Source organism: Dactylosporangium sucinum, assembly GCF_014647515.1.
GTDB lineage: Bacteria > Actinomycetota > Actinomycetes > Mycobacteriales > Micromonosporaceae > Dactylosporangium > Dactylosporangium sucinum.
On sequence record NZ_BMPI01000018.1, the window covers coordinates 146,250 to 162,107 of the forward strand.

Here is a 15,858-nt window from a genome sequence, read left to right on the forward strand (position 1 = left end):
TGTGCAGGGTGAGACTATTGACAGGAACCTGACGTACTTGCGAGGGTGGGCGCATGACCGTCAGGGACCTGTCAATCAGCGTACAGCGGCGCGTGCTCTCGGTCCTCGTCTTCGCCGCGGTGCTGATCTGGATCGACACCACCATCCTGGGCATCGCCCTGGAGCGCATCGCCGACCCGCGCACCGGGCTCGGTGCCACCCCCGGGGAGCTGCAGTGGGCCGTCGGCTCCTACGCGCTGCTCTTCGCCACCGCGCTGTTCGCCGCCGGGGCGCTCGGCGACCGGTACGGCCACCGCACGATCCTCGTCCTCGGCCTGGCCTGCTTCGGGGCCGCCTCGATCTGGGCCGCCTGGGCGGGCGACGCGACCGGCCTGATCCTCGCCCGCGGACTCATGGGCCTCGGCGGCGCGATGATGATGCCGACGTCGATGGCGATCATCGGCGCGACCTTCCCGGCCGAGCGCCGGGCCGGCGCGATCGCCGCCTGGTCGGCGTCGAGCGGGGTCGGCGTCGCCCTGGGCCCGCTGCTCGGCGGCGTGCTCGTCGACCACTTCTGGTGGGGGTCGGTCTTCCTGGTCAACCTGCCCGTCGTGGCGATCGCGCTGGTGGGCGTGCTGGCCGTGGTACCGAACCCGCGGCTGGCCGCGCGGCGGCGCCCGGACCCGCTCGGGCTCGCGCTGTCCACGGCCGGCCTGGCCCTGCTCGCCTACGGCCTGATCGAGGCCGGGCAGAACACCGACTGGGCCCGCTGGGAGGTGGGCGGCCCGGTGCTCGCCGGCCTCGTGATCCTCGCGCTGTTCGTGCTCGTCGAGTGGCGCTCGGCCGAGCCGTCGTTCGACCCGCGGCTGTTCCGCAACGGCCGGTTCAGCGCCGGCAACCTGGCCCTGGCCGCGCTGTTCTTCGGCATCACCGGCCAGATGTTCTACGGCAACTTCTACCTGCAGGGCGCCCGCGGCTTCGGCGCGCTGGAGACCGGCCTCTACTTCCTGCCGGGCGCGATCGGCGTCGCCGTGGGCTCCGGCCTCGGCGCCCGGCTGGCCCGGCGGCACGGCGTCGCCGCGGTCAGCGGCTCCGCGCTGCTCGTCGTGGCGCTGAGCTTCCTGGCCAACCTGTGGTTCGGCCTGGACACGCCGATGCTGTGGTTCTGCCTGCTCGGGCTCGTCTCCGGCGTCGGCATGGGCATGGTCATCGCCCCGACCGTGGCCGCGGTCATCGCGGTGCTGCCGCTCGACCGGATGGGCGCCGGCTCCGCGGTGAACAACACCGTCCGCCAGGTCGGCAGCGTGCTCGGCATCGCCCTGCTCGGCACGGTGCTCAGCACGGCCTACCGCGACCGCATCACGCCGTTCCTGGCCGGCCTCCCGTCCCCGGCCCGCGACGCGGCGTCCCCGTCGGCCGAGCACACGCGCGCGGTGGCGGAGTCGCTGCAGCGCCCGGACCTGACGTCCGCGGCGAACGACGCCTTCGTCGCCGCGATGCACGTCACGGCCGCGTCGGCCGCTCTGGTGGTGTTCTTCGCGGCGCTACTGCTGGCGCTAGCCTTCCGCACCCGCCGCCCCGCATCGAAGCCCCCCAAGCCCGACCGCTCAATACTGGTGGCCTGACCGCCCCGCCCGTCCCCCTCCCCCCATCCGCGTCGATCTTGCAGTTGTGGTGCCGGGACGCTCCCAGAACATCCGGGTTTGTCAGGCACCACAACTGCAAGATCGACGCGAGGGAGAGCCCGCGCACGGGCCGGAGCGCCGCCTACCCGATGAGCTCGCGCAGCCGTGGGGCGAACCGGGCCGGGTCCTCGACGAACGCGATGTGCCCGCCCGGGAAGACCGCCGGGGCCGAGCCGAGCGCGGCGGCCAGCGCCCGCACCGAGCGGTCGCACAGCTGCCCGGCCGAGTCCTCGCCGACGGCGACGACGATCCGGACCGGCGCCGCGCGCAGGGCCGCGAGGTCGGGCGTCCAGCGGGTCGTGGCGCGCATCTCGTGCAGGAACCAGAACCGCTCGGTCGCGGCCTGCACCGGGTCGGGCTCCGGCGGCGGGCCGTCGAACGGCGGCAGCGGGATGTTCGCGTTGGTGAAGAACCGCATCCAGGCGCCCTGCGGGTCGCCGGCCGCGTAGGTGGCGATCATGTCCTCGACGCCCGCGTGCCGCTCGTCGCGGTCGTCGAGCACGTCGATGATCGGCGGCTCGTGCGCCACCACGGTGCTGAGCAGGTCCGGGCGGCGCTGGGCCAGCTCCAGCGCGGTCACCGCGCCGCCGCTGGAGCCGACGACGATCGCCCGGCCCGCGTCGACGTGCTCGATGAGGCGGGCCAGGTCGTCGGCCCGCTGCCCGACCTCCGAGTCCTGCTCGGGGTCGTCGAGGACGCTGCGGTTGACGCCCCGCGGGTCGGTGGTGAGCACGGTGTGGTCGCTCGCGAGCAGCTCGGCGAGCGGCGCGAAGAACGTGGCGTCCATCGGCGCGCCCACCAGGACGACGAGCGGCCCCTCGCCGCGCACCTCGTAGTAGAGCTTCGCGTCCGAGCCGGACAGCTGGGGCATTCGGCCACCTCCACGGCAGCAGTAGGGTTGGTGTCACCGGTGAGACTCCCGCGAGGGGAAGGAATCGTCGCGCGTGACCAGGATTTCTTCGGCGGACGACCTCGACCTGGCCCGCGCGGGGGACCCGGCGGCCTTCACCCGGCTGGTCGAGCCGCTGCGCCGCGAGCTGCACGCCCACTGCTACCGCATGCTCGGCTCGGTCCACGACGCCGACGACGCGCTGCAGGACGCGCTGCTGCGGGCGTGGCAGGGGCTCGGCGGGTTCGCCGGCCGCGGCTCGCTGCGCTCCTGGCTCTACACGGTGGCCACCCGCACCTGCCTGGACGTCGTGGCCGCCCGCGGCCGCCGCGCGCTGCCGATGGATCTCGGCCCGTCGAGCGACCACGCCGTCGTCGGCTACGCCCCGCGCACCGACGTCGCCTGGCTGGAGCCCTACGAGCAGCGCGAGGCGGTGGAGCTGGCCTTCGTCGCCGCGCTGCAGCACCTGCCGGGCAACCAGCGGGCGGCCCTGCTGCTGTTCGAGGTGCTGGGCTTCTCGGTGGCCGAGATCGCCGAGCTGATGGACACCTCACCCACGTCGGTGAACTCGGCGCTGGCCCGGGCCCGCCGGCTGGTGGCGGAGCGGGTGCCGCCGGCCAGCGAGCACCCGGTGCCCGAGCGGCGGGTCCGGGAGCTCGTCGCCGGGTACGCGTCGGCGCTGGAGCGCGGCGACGCCGACGCGCTGGTCGCGCTCCTCACCGCCGACGTGACCTGGTCGATGCCGCCCCTCCCGCACTGGTACCGCGGGCTGCCCGCCGTGCGGGACTTCGCGGTACGCCTGCCGCTCACCAGCTGCGGCAGCTGGCGGCACCGGCCGACCGGCGCCAACGGCCAGCCGGCGATCGCCTGCTACCTGTGGGACGAGGACGCGCGGGCGCACCTGCCGTGGTCGATCAACGTGCTGACCCTCCGCGACGATCGCATCGCCGAGATCACCTCGTTCCTCGACCCGTCCCTGTTCGCCCGCTTCGCCCTCCCGCCGTCGCTGCCCTAGCCGCAGGTCCGCGCGAGCGGGACCGGCCGGGTCCCGACGTCCCGGTTGGCCCGGGTGCGGCCGTTCTTCGGCACCGACAGGTTGGCGAGGGTCAGGCCGACCCGGTCCGCCGGCTCGGTCAGCGTCCGGCGGCGGCCGTCAGGCCGAGCGCCAGCAGCGTGAGCACGGCGCCCGTCAGCGCGAGAGACTGGGCGCCCCACGGCTGGAGCATGACGCTGCCGATCAGCGAGCCCGCCGCGATGCCCACGTTGAAGGCCGTGCTGACGCCCGCCGACGCCAGGTCGGTGCTGCCCGGGGCCACCTGGAGCATGCGGCTCTGGACGGCCGTGGCGAACGACGCGTAGATCGCGCCGATCGCGGCCAGGCACAGCACGGCGACCGCCTGCACGGTGCCCAGGGCGGCCAGGCCCAGCAGGGCGACGGTGCCGACGCCCAGCGGCGCCAGCAGCGAGCCGATCGGGTGGGTGTCGAGCGTGCGGGCGATCGCGATCGTGCCGGCCACGCCGGCGGCGCCGGAGACGAACAGCAGCGGGGCGAGGGCGGCGTCGGTGAAGCCGCTGACGTCGAGCAGGAACGGCGTCACGTACGTGTTCAGGGTCAGGAAGCCGGTGATGCCGAGCGCCGTCGTCGCCAGCAGGACGTTGAAGTGGCGGCGGCTGGGTGCGGTACCGAGGGCGGCGCCGCCGTCGTCCGGGCGGTAGGCCGGGACGAGCGCGGCCGCCGCCACCGCGGTCGCCAGCCCGAGGCCGGCGAGCACCCCGAACGCGGTCCGCCAGCCGGCCTGCTGGCCGATCCAGGTGCCGAGCGGCACGCCGAGGACCGGGGCGAGCGCCGCGCCGGTGGAGAACAGCGCGACGACCCGGCCGCGCACGGCGACCGGGAACAGGCCGGACACCGCCGGCGAGACGATCGACCAGAAGAGCGCCTGCGCCAGCGCGGTGGCGAGCCGCGACCCGGCCAGGACCGCGTAGGACGGGGCGGCCGCGGCGACGCCGTTCGCGACGGCGAACAGCACGAGGGTGCCGGTGAGCAGCTCGCGGCGGGGAATCCGCCGGGTCAGCCGGGTCAGCGGCACGGACGCGAGGACGACCACGACGGCGTACCCGCTGACGAGCACCCCGATCTGCGACCGCGACCGGTCGAGGTCGGGCGCCATCAGGGTCAGCAGGCCGATCGGCAGCAGCTCCGTGGTGACGAACGCGAACGCGGCGAGCGCGAGCACGCCGAGGGTCGTCCACGCGCGGCGTGGCGGTACAACCGGGGCCATCAGGTCCTCACGAGTCGTGACCCGGCTGTGTCACGGCGCGGGCGGGGGTGCGGACATCGCGTTGGCAGCTTTGCACAGGTGGATCGAGCGACGCCGCGCGCCGTCAGCCGTATCGCGGACACCGTTCGGGCCCGCGGGACCGTGCCGGACCGGTCAGGGTGACCGTGAACCGGGGCCGGACCTGCGAGTCGGTGGTGACGGCGTCGACCACCGTGCACGTGATCTGGCCGGCGGCCGTGGCGGACAGCGCGACCGGGTCGCCGGCCACGGTCACTGTCGCGGTCAGCTCGCCGACCTGCACCTCGACGAGCCCGAGATCCGGCGGTACCTCGGTGGTGTAGCCGTCCGCCCGCTCGTCCCCGGCCGGCCCGGCGAGCAGCAGCTCCAGCGTCCCGGTGGGGCGGGTGTGCGGGTCGGAGCGGCGCAGCACCGGGGTCAGGGTCCGGTCGCGCACCAGGTACAGCCGGACCCAGCCGCCGGACGCCTGCGGCGCGGGGCCGCCGGTGATGACGCCGCTGGGGCGCACGCCGCAGCCGGCGAGGGCGAGCAACGCGGCGACCGTCGCGGCTCGTGCCCCGCGGCTCACGGCTCGCTCCGGGGCAGGCGCAGCGTGAAGACCGCCCCGCCGTGCGGCGCGTTGCCGGCGACCAGCGTGCCGCGGTGCAGCCGGGCGTTCTCCCACGCGATGGCCAGGCCGAGCCCGCTGCCGGTGGACCGGGCGCGGGCGGTGTCCGCCTTGTAGAAGCGGTCGAACACGTGCGGCAGCACGTCCGGGTCGAGGCCCGGGCCGTGGTCGGTCACCTCCAGCGTCAGCTCGGCCGGCTCGGCCCGCAGCCGCACCGCGACCGGCTCGGCGCCGTGGTGCAGGGCGTTGCCGACCAGGTTGGCCAGGATGACGTCGAGCCGGCGCGGGTCGAGCCGGGCCTGGATGCCGGGCGGCAGGTCGGCGGCCACCCGGCCGGACCAGCCGCGGGCCCGCAGCGTGGCGGTCACCGCGGCGGCCACGTCCACCCGGTCGAGGGCGAGCGCGGCGGTACCGGAGTCGAACCGGCTGACCTCGATGAGGTCGTTCACCAGCCGGGTGAGGCTCTGCGTCTCCTGGCTGACCAGCCGGGCCGCCTTGCCGGCGTCGCCGGTCAGGTGCGGCGCCTCCTCGTCGAGCACGTCGGTGACGGCCGCCATCGCGGCGAGCGGCGTGCGCAGCTCGTGCGAGACGTCGGCGACGAACCGGCGGGCGTCGGACTCCATGCGGCGCAGGTCACCGACGTACCGCTCCAGCGTCCCGGCGGTCGTGTTGAACGTCCGCGCCAGGTCGGCCAGCTCGTCGGCGCCGCGCACGGTGAGCCGGGTCGTCAGGTCGCCCTCGCCGAGCCGCCGCGCGGCCGTGCCGAGCTCGCGCACCGGCCGCAGCACCCCGCGGGCCGCGAACAGCGCGAGCAGCACCGCCAGGGCGACCGAGCACCCGCCGGTCAGCCAGGCCATGGTGGCCAGCCGGTCGATGCTCTGCTGCTCGGCGGCGAGGCTGTGGACCTGGTAGATCTCCAGCCCGGTCGGCTCGACGGCCGCGTCCGGCCGCGCGACGGTCAGCTGGGTGCCGATCACCAGCCCGGGCCGGCCCTCCCAGCTGACCCGCTGCCACACGACGCGGCCGGCGCTTACGTGCGCGCGCAGCCGCGCCGGCAGCATGTCGAGCGTGATGCGGCCGGACGACGTGCGCTCCTGGTACGCGACGATCGTCGTGTCGTTGCGGTCGGACAGCAGCGCGGCGACCTCGTCCAGCTCGTGCTGCCCCGCCGGCAGCCCGCGGCTGGCGAACAGGTTCGTGATCCGGTCGATCAGCGACAGTACCGCGGCATCCTGCGCCTGCTGGAGGATCACGGTCCGCGCCTGCACGTAGCCGCCGCCGGCCACCAGCGCGGTCGTGACGGCGCCGAGCGCGGCGAACGCCAGCAGCAGCCGGACCCGTAACCCGAGCCGGTTCACAGCGGCCCGAAGCGATAGCCGAACCCCCGCACGGTCTGCACGAACACCGGGTTGGCGGGCTCCTCCTCGATCTTGGCCCGCAGCCGCTGCACGCAGGCGTCGACGAGCCGCGAGTCGCCGAGGTACCCGTGCTCCCACACCGCCTCCAGCAGCTGCTGGCGGCTGAACACCCGCCCGGGCGCGCCGGACAGCTCCAGCAGCAGCCGCAGCTCGGTGGGCGCCAGCCCGACGGGCGTGTCCCCCTTGCTGACGACGAGCGACCCCCGGTCGATGGTGAGGTCGCCGTACCGCTCGGCCGCACCCACCGGCCGCCCGCCCCCGCGCCGCAGCACGGCCCGGATCCGCGCCTCCAGCACGCGCGCCTGCACGGGCTTCACGACGTAGTCGTCGGCCCCGGCCTCCAGCCCCGCGACCACGTCCATGTCGTCGTTGCGCGCGGTCAGCACGATGATCGGCAGGTCGCCACCGGCCCGGATCCGCCGGGTGACCTCGAACCCGTCCATGCCGGGCAGCATGAGGTCGAGCACGACGACGTCGGCCGGCGCGCTGCGCAGCCGCTCGAGCCCCTGTTCTCCGCTCTCGACCGCGTCGACGGTGTGCCCCTGCCGGCTCAACGCCAGCCGCAGGCCGTCACGGACCGTCGGGTGATCCTCGATCAGCAGCACTCGGGGCATGGCACCTACTATCGCTCGCCGGTCCCCAGCCCGGCGCCGACCGCCACCCGGCCGCCGGCGCGCCCGGCCGCAACGACACCCGGCCGGGTGAGGGCGAGCAGCAGGACGACGACCAGCCCCACGACCCCGCTCGCCGCCGCCACGGCGACCGGCCAGCCGCCCGGCATCCCCGGCGTCACCGCGCACGCGACCAGCAGGGCCGCGACCCCGCCGAGCCCGCCGACCGCCCCGGCGACCCCGAGCGGGGCGACCTCCCCGCGGACCCCGGCGAGAGCGGCCCCGAAGCAGTACGCCGCCCCGGCCAGCGCCACGCTCCCGGCCACGTCGCTGAGCCGGTGCCAGCCGGCGACCATCGTGGCCCCGGCGACGACGCAGACCCCGGCCGCCCCCGGCACCGCGACCAGCCATCGGCCCCGCGCCGGCACGACGAGCAGCGCCGCCACCACCACGGCCATCGCGACGGCGACGTGACCGCTGGGAAAGCTGTTGTGCGTGATGGACCCGCTGACGCCGAAGTCGGCCCGCGGCAGTACCTCCTTGGCGGCACCCGCCACCCCCAGGGTCACGGCGACCACCCCACCGGCGGCCACGGCCTCCCGGACCCGCCCGCCGAGCACCCCGCCCAGCAGGACGACCCCGAGCACGACGGCGAGCAGCACCGGGTTCCCGGCGAGCGCCAGCACCTGCCGCGCGGGCCCGAGCAGCGCGGTCTGCTGCTCGTACCCGCCCCAGCTCCCGGACCGGGGCAGCAGCCACAGGTCGAGCCGCTGCCCGCTGCGGGTCCCGACCATGAGCACGTACACCACGAGCCCCGCGGCCAGCAACGCGCCACCGGCGGCGCACATCCGCCCGGTGGCGCTCGTCTGCCCGGACGAGCCGGGCAACCCCCGATACATCAGCACGATGCTCGCCGCCGGATATCCTCGCCGGGTCCGCGCAATGTCATCGTTGTGTCACAGCCCGGTCGTGGTACGCATGGGTGCATGGCATATGTCGTGGATCCCCGGGTCGACGCGTACATCGACGCCCTCCCCGAGTGGCAACGGACCGTCTGCCGCGAGGTCCGCGACCTGGCCCACGCCGCCGACCCGGAGGTCGTCGAGACCGTCAAGCGCACCGTCCAGCCCTACTTCGTGCTGAACGGCAACATCTGCGCCCTGCTGGCCGCCAAGACCCACGTGAACGTCTTCCTCTACGACGGCGGCATCGTCCCCGACCCGCAGGGCATCATCACCGGCGGCCACGACAACCAGACCGCCCGCACGGTGGCCGTGCGGCAGGGCGAGCCGGTCCCGGCCGCGCCGCTGCTGGCCATGTTCCGCCAGATCATCGCCGACAACCGAGCGGGCGGCTGGCGCAAGCTCAAACAACGTCCCACCACGACGGAGACCCCTGACTCCACGCCGCCCGCTTCATGATCACGGACGTTTCTGGTTCGTTTTCGACACAGAAACGTCCGCGATCATGAACGGCCCCACGCCTGATCCCCCGGGCCGACGGCTCGGCGAGCAGTGAACGGAAGTCTTTGCCCGAAGTGCCCGGCTTGTTGGGCCCGGTTGCCGGCAAGCACCCGGCCCCGAGGCCGAGGCCAGCGGCGGCTTCGGCTCGCCGATGACCCCGGCCGAACGGCGCTGGCGGCGGACCGGGCAGCGGACGGTCGGGCTCGTGGTTGAGCGTGGCCGGGCGTGGCCGGGCGTGGTTGGGCAACGCACGCCGCAGCAACCAGCGCACGGGCGCGGTGTCTGGGCGCTGTCGTGCCCGGCAACCGCTGCGGGTGCCCGGCCGACGGTCGAGCGGCGCACACCGCAGTGGCCGGGCAGCCGACGCCGACGACCGGCCCGCAGGCTGCGCCGCGCCCTGCGGCTGCGCCGCGCTAGTCGAAGTCGTAGACCGTGACCGGGATCCCCCGCTCAGTGAGCTGCGCCGCGATCAGCGGCTCGATCCGCTCCCAGCGCCCCCCGGCCAGCCCGCACCCGATCCGCGGCATGTGCACCGACGCCCCCAACGCCGCCGCCTCCGCCGCCAGGCGCCCCAGGCACTCCGACACCGCCTCATACCGGATCGGCGGCCCCGACGAGCCGGTCTTCAGCCCGTGCTGGCCGACCATGTTCGCCACCCAGATGTCCCGCCGCACCTGGACGACCCGCACCGCGCCCAAGCCGAAGTCGTTCGAAGCGCGGTGCCGGTGCCAGTCGCGGTAGTCCCGCTCGGGCTCCGGCCAGCGGCGCGAGATCGCCACCACGAAGCCCTTGCCCCAGCCGCCCAGGTCGTTGCAGACGTGGGCGATGATCTTCGGGCCGGCCGCCTGGGGGCTGGTCGCGTCCCCCCGCACATACGCCACCTCAGTCACGCCCGAAGCATCTCACCGAGGTACGACAAAATCTCACGCCGCAGGAAGCACCACCGCGAACGGGCGGGGGAAGCCCACCCCGGACAGCTGGCGGGCGCGCAGGTCGGCGACCGGGACCTCGACCACGCGGCCCGGGCCGGGGTTGTAGCAGGACAGCACGCCGTCCGCGTGGCCGACGATGAGCACCCAGTGGCGGGGGACGATCCGGCCGACCAGCAGCGGCACCGGCCAGTCCGACTCGACGGCGGCGATGACGTCGGCGAGGTCGTCGCGCAGGAAGCGCCAGCGGTAGCGGGTGTCCAGCGCGGCGGCGTGGCGGTTGATCACCGCGGTCACGCCCCACGGGGTCGTGCCCAGCTTGCGGGGCCAGAGCACGTTGGCCGCGCGGTGGATGCGGTGCTGCTCGGCCGCCGGGTCGGCGATCGTCCCCAGGTACGCCGGGTCGAGCGTGGCGGAGGCCACCATCGCCACCGTGGGACCGCAGGTGAAGCCGTCCGTCTGCCGGATCCCGTGCAGGTCCAACCTGGCCTCCCGAACCTCACACCGCCCGCGCGCCGGCCGGCTTCGCAGGACATGTATCCCACACCGTCGCCCGTGCCGGAAGCGTGTGCTGATCCGGACGATCAGCCGCGGCGCAGCAGCCGGCCCACGGCGGCCATCATCTCGCCGGTCATCTCGTCGGCCTTGCCCTCCTCGGCGCCGTGCCGCATGCAGTGCCGGGCGTGGTCGTCGAGCAGGCCGAGGGCGACCTTGTCGAGGGCCGCCTGGATCGCGCTGATCTGGGTCAGCACGTCGATGCAGTACCGGTCCTCCTCGACCATCTTCTCCACCCCGCGCACCTGCCCCTCGATACGCTTGAGGCGGCTCTGCAGCTGGTCCTTCGTGGCGGTGTACCCGCGCGGCGTGGCGGTCGTCATGTCGTCCAGCATACCGCCGATACCATAAACCCCCAGGGGGTATCAAGTCCCCGCCGGGGCCACAACGCTCAACCCGGACCGGGCCGCTGCCGATAACGTACCCGTGGGAATGCGCGCCTGGTGGTTGGTCGGTGGCCTGCTGGTGGCCGCCTACCCGGTGCTACCGCGGCACGCCCTGGGCACCGCGCTCCTGTACGAGGTCGCCGGCCTGGTCATGATCCTCGCCGTGCTGTTCGGGGTGCGCCGCAACGCGCCCGGGCGGCCTTCCGTGTGGTACTGGCTGGCGGCCGGCCTGGGCGTCTGGGTTGGCGGCCGCGTCGTGCACGACATCAGCGTGCGGGTGCTGGACCACCGCCATGCCTTCCCGTCCCCGGCCGACGCGTTCCTGCTGGTCGCGCACGCCCTGATCGCCGTGGGCCTGTGGCGGCTGGTGCGCTCGCAGAAGGGCGTCATCGACGCCTGCATCATCGGCGCCGGCGCCGGCCTGCTGTTCTTCGTCTTCGTCGTGCTGCCCGTCGCCCGCTTCGAGGACGGCAGCGCGCCGCGGCGGATGTTCATGATCGCCTACCCGGCGGCGAACGTGCTGCTCATGGTGCTGCTCGCCCGGCTGCTCGGCGCCCGGGCGGCCCGCACGCGGAGCCTGCGGCTGGTGGTCGCCGCGGTCGTGCTCATGGTCGTGGCCGACGCCGCGACCTCGGTGCTCGCGTACCGCCTGAGCGACCCGCGCGCCGTCGCGCACGTCGGCTGGCTGCTGGCGGGCCTCTGCCTCGGCGCCGCCGCGCTGCACCCGTCGATGCGCTCGGTGGGGGAGACCGAGGCCGACGCGGTGTCGGGCCTGACCCGGTGGCGTCTGGCGGTACTGGCGGTCAGCTCCCTCATCGCCCCGGCGCTCCTGCTCGTGCAGGGCGCCGCCGGCGCCGCCATCGACTGGCTCGCCATCGGTGTCGTCGCCGTCGTCCTGTTCGTCCTGGTCGTGGTCCGGATGGCCGGCCTGGTCGGCCAGGTCCAGACGCAGGCCGACCAGCTCAGCGAGCTGGCCATGCGCGACGACCTCACCGGCCTGCCGAATCGCCGCCTGCTGGAGGAGCTGATCCGCGACGAGCTCGACGCGGGCGCCGAGCTGCAGGTCGCCTTCATCGACCTCGACGACTTCAAGCGAATCAACGACGGCCTCGGTCACGCCGTCGGCGACCAGCTGCTGGTGGCCGTCGGCAAGCGCCTCGGCGGGGTCCTGCGCCCCGGCGACGTGGTGGTCCGGCTCGGCGGCGACGAGTTCGCCGTCCTCATGCCCGGCACCGGCCCGGCCACGGCCGACGCCCTGGTCACCGAGCTGGCCGCGGCCCTGGAGCAGCCCGTCTACGCCGGCGAGCACCACCTGCTCGTCCAGGCGAGCATCGGCGTCGCCGACGCCGCCGGCACCCGCGACCCGTTCGAGGTGCTGCGCCGCGCCGACGTCGCGATGTACGCGGCCAAGGAGAGCAGCGGCCACCAGGAGCGCTTCCGGCCCGAGCTGGACCAGCGCGCCGCCGAGCACGCCCGGCTGGGCGCGCAGCTGCGCGAGGCGCTCGACCGGGGTCAGTTCCAGCTCGTGTACCAGCCCATCGTCGCCCTGCCGCACGGGCGCCTGGCCGGCGTCGAGGCCCTGATCCGCTGGCACCACCCGACCCTGGGCTTCATGAGCCCCGCGGAGTTCATCCCGGTCGCCGAGCGCAACGGCCAGATCGTCGAGCTCGGCGCGTGGATCCTGCTGGAGGCGTGCTCCCAGGCGGCGACCTGGCTCGCCACCCTCGGCGACGCGGCGCCGGGCAAGGTGAGCGTGAACGTGTCGGCCCGGCAGCTGGCCGAGCCCGACTTCGCCGAGGTGGTCGCGGCGGTACTGGCGGCGACCGGCCTCCCCGCCGAGCGCCTCGCGATCGAGGTGACCGAGACGGCGGTCTTCGGCGGCGGCCGCGCGATCGAGGCGCTCGACGCCGTCCACGCGCTCGGCGTGCGCATCGCGCTCGACGACTTCGGCACCGGTCACTCGTCGCTGGGCCTGCTGCAGACCTGCCCGGTCGACATCCTCAAGGTCGACAAGTCCTTCGTCGACAACATCACGATGGCCGGCCGCCACTCGGTGATCGCCACCGCACTGATCAACGTCAGCGACGGCCTGAACCTGGAGGCGATCGCCGAGGGCGTCGAGACCGCCGAGCAGGCCCAGGAGCTGTACCGCCTCGGTTACCGCTTCGCGCAGGGGTACCACTTCGGCCGCCCGGTCGCCCAGCCCGAGTTCGCCCTGGCGCCCGCGGCCGCCTGACCCGGATCAACGCGGGACGGCGAGCGGGCGGGGGAGGGCGACGCAGGCGCGGCAGCGGGCCTCGTACGTGTAGGTGCCGTCGTCGGGCAGGGCGGTCGACGGGGCCAGCTCGCGCAGGAACGGCTCGCCGTGCTCCAGGACCTGGGTGTACACGGCGCTGAAGCCGCGGCAGCGGTCGCAGACCGCCCGGCGGTACGTGACGCTGGCCGGGCCGAGCTCCAGCAGCGCGCGCACCGGCGCGAACAGCTCCCCGCGGTGATCGAGGTCGATGCCGGCCGCGACGACACGGGTGCCCCGGGCGAGCAGCAGGCGCACCACCTCCATGTCGGCGAGCGCGAACATGTGCACCTCGTCGATGCCGACCACGTCGAGCTCCTCGTCGAGGGCGGTGGCCAGCGACGTGGTCTTGACCGTGGCGAGGGCGGCGCCGCTGCGCGACATGACCCCGGCGTCGCGGACGTGCCGGGCGCTCTGGAACACGCGGTGGCGCGCGTCGGTGTACTGCAGCGGCGACAGCAGGCTCACCAGCTCCAGCGACTTGCCGCTCTTCATCGGGCCCAGGATGACGGTCAGATCCACGGGCGACACGCTACCGCCTCGACGCCGTGCGTTCAGCCGTGTGACATCTCACGCTGTGCCGCCCCCGGTTGCGACCTTGGCCCGGACGGGGCATGTTGGAGGCATGCCCCTCGTTTCGCCACGCAGCCCCCTGCGGCGTGGCGCGCGACGGTTGGCGCTCGCGATCTGTGCCCTGATCCTCGGCGCCGGGTTCACGCCCGCGCTGCCGTCCACAGTGGAGCCCATCCCGGTCCGGGTCGTCCTCGGCCACCGGTCCACTGTGGAGCTGCCGGTCGCGGAACCGGCGGTCGAGGAGGTCCCGCCGCGGCCCGTTCCCGTGCATCATGAGCAGCTCATTCCCGGCGGGCGCCCGGTCGGCGCCGTCGCCGGTCGCGCACCACCCCGCACCTCGGCGTAGTCGACGAGTTCCCCCTCCGGTTCGACCCCCCTCGAAGGTGCTGCCATGGACTTCTCCCAGGGAATGGGCCAGGCGCTGGCCATCTGGCTCGCGCTGCTCGCCGCCGTCCTGATCACGTTCGCGATCCTGACCTTCCTGTCGCGCCGCGGCAGCGGCGGTCCGTCCTGGTGGGCGCGGCTGCGCAAGGCCGTGCGCGACCCCGAGGCGGCCAAGGAACGCCAGGCCAGGGCCGAGCGGAGCGCGGCCGCGATCGCGGAGCTGGAGCGGTACACCGAGGAGGTGGCCGTCGCCGCCGGTCGCGCGACCGTCATGGCCGAGCGCCGGCGGGGCGAGTGGGAGGCCGCCCAGCGCACCCAGGAGGCGGCCTGGCGGGCCTTCGAGGAGACCGAGGCGGGCGTGCGCCGGCTGCGCCAGGCCAACGCGTTCCCGCTGGTCGAGGACGACCCGGCGATCCGGCGGCGGCACCTGGTGCGGATCGTCAACCAGGCGCACCAGCGCGGCGAGATCTCGGCGGTCCAGCTCGCCGACGCCCTCATGGGCCGGCACGGCTGGGACCCGGCGGCGCACCCGTTCGAGCAGGAGCTCACGCTGCGCAGGATGATCCGCGACCGGAAGTTCCACGCGTACCAGGAGGCGTCGGAGGTCGAGCGGCTGGCCGCCAAGGCCGCCGACCTCGCCATGGCCGCGAAGCGCAGCCTCGACGACGAGGCCTTCGACGCGCAGCTGCGGCTGCGCAAGGCGATCCGGCCGGAGGCGCCGGCGCCGTCGCTGCGCACGGTGCCGGCCCGGTAGGGGGCGCGCGGCCGCCCGCGCGGCGTGCAACCATGCCTTCCGTGACCATCCGACTGCTCATTGCCGACGACCAGGCCCTCGTGCGTGGGGCACTCGCGGCGCTGCTCGACCTGGAGGCCGACCTGACGGTCGTGGCCGAGGTCGGCCGCGGCGACGAGGTCGTGGCCGTGGCGAAGGAGGCACGGCCCGACGTGGCGCTGCTCGACGTCGAGATGCCCGGGATGGACGGCATCGCCGCCGCCGCGGCGCTGCGCAAGGCCATGCCGGGCTGCAAGGTGCTCATGGTGACGACCTTCGGCCGTCCCGGCTACCTGCGCCGGGCCATGGCCGCCGGCGCCTCCGGCTTCGTCGTGAAGGACACGCCGGCCCGGCAGCTCGCCGACGCGGTCCGGCGGATCGCGTCCGGCCTGCGGGTCGTCGACCCGGCGCTCGCCGCCGAGACCCTGGCCAGCGGCGAGAGCCCGCTGACCCCGCGCGAGGCCGACGCGCTGCGGGCGGCCCGCACCGGCGGCACCGTGGCCGACATCGCCGGCCAGCTGGGCCTGTCCGAGGGCACGGTCCGCAACCATCTGTCGTCGGCGATCGGCAAGACCGGCGCCCGCACCCGCGCCGAGGCGGTCCGTCTCGCGGACGAGAACGGCTGGCTTTAGATGTCACAGCCTCGATCCCGGACGTACAGTCTCGGCATGACCGGTTCCGGAGCGCAGCGGAGGAGGCCGGTCGTCATGGGCTCAGTCTTGAAGGCATGCGGCCGGAGCGAAGCGGAGGACGTATGACCGGTTCCGGAGCGCAGCGGAGGAGGCCGGTCGTCATGGGCTCTGTTTGGAAGGCATGCGGCCGGAGCGAAGCGGAGGACGGATGACCGGTTCCGGAGCGCAGCGGAGGAGGCCGGGCATCATGGGCTCAGTCTTGAAGGCATGCGGCCGGAGCGAAGCGGAGGACGCATGACCGCACTCCTCGCCAGCGGCCGCGACGCTGACGTCTACGCGCTCGACGAGCGGCGGGTGCTGCGGCGGTATCGCAAGGGCGGCG

17 protein-coding genes are annotated in these 15,858 nt (G+C 74.5%); 7 read left to right on the forward strand and 10 right to left on the reverse strand.

Annotated elements, in window-relative coordinates; genetic code table 11:
- Positions 1 to 53 precede the first annotated feature (53 nt).
- Positions 54 to 1,604, forward strand: coding sequence for an MFS transporter (locus IEZ31_RS20240; protein WP_229835570.1), 1,551 nt, complete (start codon positions 54 to 56; stop codon positions 1,602 to 1,604).
- 142 nt (positions 1,605 to 1,746) lie between these two features.
- Here IEZ31_RS20240 and IEZ31_RS20245 read toward each other — a convergent pair whose 3' ends face one another.
- Positions 1,747 to 2,535, reverse strand: a complete 789-nt coding sequence (locus IEZ31_RS20245; RefSeq protein WP_190251461.1) for an alpha/beta fold hydrolase — start codon at positions 2,533 to 2,535, stop codon at positions 1,747 to 1,749.
- Between the two features lie 73 nt (positions 2,536 to 2,608).
- On the opposite strand from IEZ31_RS20245, the gene IEZ31_RS20250 reads away from it, so the two are divergent.
- Positions 2,609 to 3,568: a sigma-70 family RNA polymerase sigma factor gene (locus IEZ31_RS20250; RefSeq protein WP_190251462.1), complete on the forward strand. Its 960-nt coding sequence runs from the start codon at positions 2,609 to 2,611 to the stop codon at positions 3,566 to 3,568.
- A 118-nt stretch (positions 3,569 to 3,686) separates the two neighbouring features.
- Here the strand turns inward: IEZ31_RS20250 and IEZ31_RS20255 are convergent, their stop codons facing one another.
- The 5 genes from IEZ31_RS20255 to IEZ31_RS20275 form a co-directional block, all read right to left on the reverse strand.
- Positions 3,687 to 4,835, reverse strand: coding sequence for an MFS transporter (locus IEZ31_RS20255; RefSeq protein ID WP_190251463.1), 1,149 nt, complete (start codon positions 4,833 to 4,835; stop codon positions 3,687 to 3,689).
- 103 nt (positions 4,836 to 4,938) lie between these two features.
- Positions 4,939 to 5,421 carry a GerMN domain-containing protein gene (locus IEZ31_RS20260; protein WP_190251464.1) on the reverse strand — a complete coding sequence of 161 codons (483 nt, stop codon included), beginning with the start codon at positions 5,419 to 5,421 and terminating at the stop codon, positions 4,939 to 4,941.
- Complete coding sequence (locus IEZ31_RS20265; protein ID WP_190251465.1) at positions 5,418 to 6,818, reverse strand: ATP-binding protein; 1,401 nt, start codon at positions 6,816 to 6,818, stop codon at positions 5,418 to 5,420. The genes IEZ31_RS20260 and IEZ31_RS20265 overlap by 4 nt, the downstream gene beginning before the upstream one ends.
- On the reverse strand, positions 6,815 to 7,492 hold the full coding sequence (locus IEZ31_RS20270; RefSeq protein WP_190251466.1) for a response regulator transcription factor: 678 nt from the start codon (positions 7,490 to 7,492) through the stop codon (positions 6,815 to 6,817). Before IEZ31_RS20270 ends, IEZ31_RS20265 begins: the two co-directional genes overlap by 4 nt.
- Positions 7,493 to 7,500: 8 nt before the next feature.
- Positions 7,501 to 8,388 carry a phosphatase PAP2 family protein gene (locus IEZ31_RS20275; protein WP_190251467.1) on the reverse strand — a complete coding sequence of 296 codons (888 nt, stop codon included), beginning with the start codon at positions 8,386 to 8,388 and terminating at the stop codon, positions 7,501 to 7,503.
- A gap of 87 nt (positions 8,389 to 8,475) precedes the next feature.
- Here IEZ31_RS20275 and IEZ31_RS20280 point away from each other — a divergent pair, with 87 nt between their 5' ends.
- Positions 8,476 to 8,910, forward strand: coding sequence for a DUF1801 domain-containing protein (locus IEZ31_RS20280; RefSeq protein ID WP_190251468.1), 435 nt, complete (start codon positions 8,476 to 8,478; stop codon positions 8,908 to 8,910).
- A 455-nt stretch (positions 8,911 to 9,365) separates the two neighbouring features.
- Here IEZ31_RS20280 and IEZ31_RS20285 read toward each other — a convergent pair whose 3' ends face one another.
- The 3 genes from IEZ31_RS20285 to IEZ31_RS20295 form a co-directional block, all read right to left on the reverse strand.
- Complete coding sequence (locus IEZ31_RS20285) at positions 9,366 to 9,842, reverse strand: macro domain-containing protein (RefSeq protein ID WP_190251469.1); 477 nt, start codon at positions 9,840 to 9,842, stop codon at positions 9,366 to 9,368.
- Positions 9,843 to 9,875: 33 nt separating this feature from the next.
- Positions 9,876 to 10,364: a hypothetical protein gene (locus IEZ31_RS20290; protein ID WP_190251470.1), complete on the reverse strand. Its 489-nt coding sequence runs from the start codon at positions 10,362 to 10,364 to the stop codon at positions 9,876 to 9,878.
- 101 nt (positions 10,365 to 10,465) lie between these two features.
- Complete coding sequence (locus IEZ31_RS20295) at positions 10,466 to 10,759, reverse strand: metal-sensitive transcriptional regulator (protein WP_190251471.1); 294 nt, start codon at positions 10,757 to 10,759, stop codon at positions 10,466 to 10,468.
- Between the two features lie 109 nt (positions 10,760 to 10,868).
- On the opposite strand from IEZ31_RS20295, the gene IEZ31_RS20300 reads away from it, so the two are divergent.
- Positions 10,869 to 13,058, forward strand: coding sequence for a putative bifunctional diguanylate cyclase/phosphodiesterase (locus IEZ31_RS20300; protein ID WP_190251472.1), 2,190 nt, complete (start codon positions 10,869 to 10,871; stop codon positions 13,056 to 13,058).
- A 6-nt stretch (positions 13,059 to 13,064) separates the two neighbouring features.
- On the opposite strand, the gene IEZ31_RS20305 is transcribed toward IEZ31_RS20300, so the two are convergent.
- On the reverse strand, positions 13,065 to 13,637 hold the full coding sequence (locus IEZ31_RS20305; RefSeq protein ID WP_190251473.1) for a thymidine kinase: 573 nt from the start codon (positions 13,635 to 13,637) through the stop codon (positions 13,065 to 13,067).
- 103 nt (positions 13,638 to 13,740) lie between these two features.
- Between IEZ31_RS20305 and IEZ31_RS20310 the strand changes: the two genes are divergently transcribed.
- From IEZ31_RS20310 to IEZ31_RS20320, 3 genes are read left to right on the forward strand one after another with little or no spacing between them, the layout of a single operon-like run.
- On the forward strand, positions 13,741 to 14,034 hold the full coding sequence (locus tag IEZ31_RS20310) for a hypothetical protein (protein ID WP_190251474.1): 294 nt from the start codon (positions 13,741 to 13,743) through the stop codon (positions 14,032 to 14,034).
- Positions 14,035 to 14,079: 45 nt separating this feature from the next.
- Positions 14,080 to 14,826: a hypothetical protein gene (locus tag IEZ31_RS20315; protein ID WP_190251475.1), complete on the forward strand. Its 747-nt coding sequence runs from the start codon at positions 14,080 to 14,082 to the stop codon at positions 14,824 to 14,826.
- 41 nt (positions 14,827 to 14,867) lie between these two features.
- The gene (locus tag IEZ31_RS20320; RefSeq protein WP_229835572.1) at positions 14,868 to 15,476 is read left to right on the forward strand and encodes a response regulator transcription factor; all 609 of its coding nucleotides are present in this window, start codon (positions 14,868 to 14,870) and stop codon (positions 15,474 to 15,476) included.
- Positions 15,477 to 15,858: the final 382 nt, after the last annotated feature.

What these genes read in the sequence shown, in the direction of transcription:
- IEZ31_RS20245 (WP_190251461.1), bottom strand. Translation starts at nt 2,535, where the DNA reads ATGCCCCAGCTGTCCGGCTCGGACGCGAAGCTCTACTACGAGGTGCGC.
- IEZ31_RS20300 (WP_190251472.1), top strand. Translation starts at nt 10,869, where the DNA reads ATGCGCGCCTGGTGGTTGGTCGGTGGCCTGCTGGTGGCCGCCTACCCG.
- IEZ31_RS20275 (WP_190251467.1), bottom strand. Translation starts at nt 8,388, where the DNA reads ATGTATCGGGGGTTGCCCGGCTCGTCCGGGCAGACGAGCGCCACCGGG.
- IEZ31_RS20280 (WP_190251468.1), top strand. Translation starts at nt 8,476, where the DNA reads ATGGCATATGTCGTGGATCCCCGGGTCGACGCGTACATCGACGCCCTC.
- IEZ31_RS20255 (WP_190251463.1), bottom strand. Translation starts at nt 4,835, where the DNA reads ATGGCCCCGGTTGTACCGCCACGCCGCGCGTGGACGACCCTCGGCGTG.
- IEZ31_RS20310 (WP_190251474.1), top strand. Translation starts at nt 13,741, where the DNA reads ATGCCCCTCGTTTCGCCACGCAGCCCCCTGCGGCGTGGCGCGCGACGG.
- IEZ31_RS20240 (WP_229835570.1), top strand. Translation starts at nt 54, where the DNA reads ATGACCGTCAGGGACCTGTCAATCAGCGTACAGCGGCGCGTGCTCTCG.
- IEZ31_RS20270 (WP_190251466.1), bottom strand. Translation starts at nt 7,492, where the DNA reads ATGCCCCGAGTGCTGCTGATCGAGGATCACCCGACGGTCCGTGACGGC.
- IEZ31_RS20315 (WP_190251475.1), top strand. Translation starts at nt 14,080, where the DNA reads ATGGACTTCTCCCAGGGAATGGGCCAGGCGCTGGCCATCTGGCTCGCG.
- IEZ31_RS20295 (WP_190251471.1), bottom strand. Translation starts at nt 10,759, where the DNA reads ATGACGACCGCCACGCCGCGCGGGTACACCGCCACGAAGGACCAGCTG.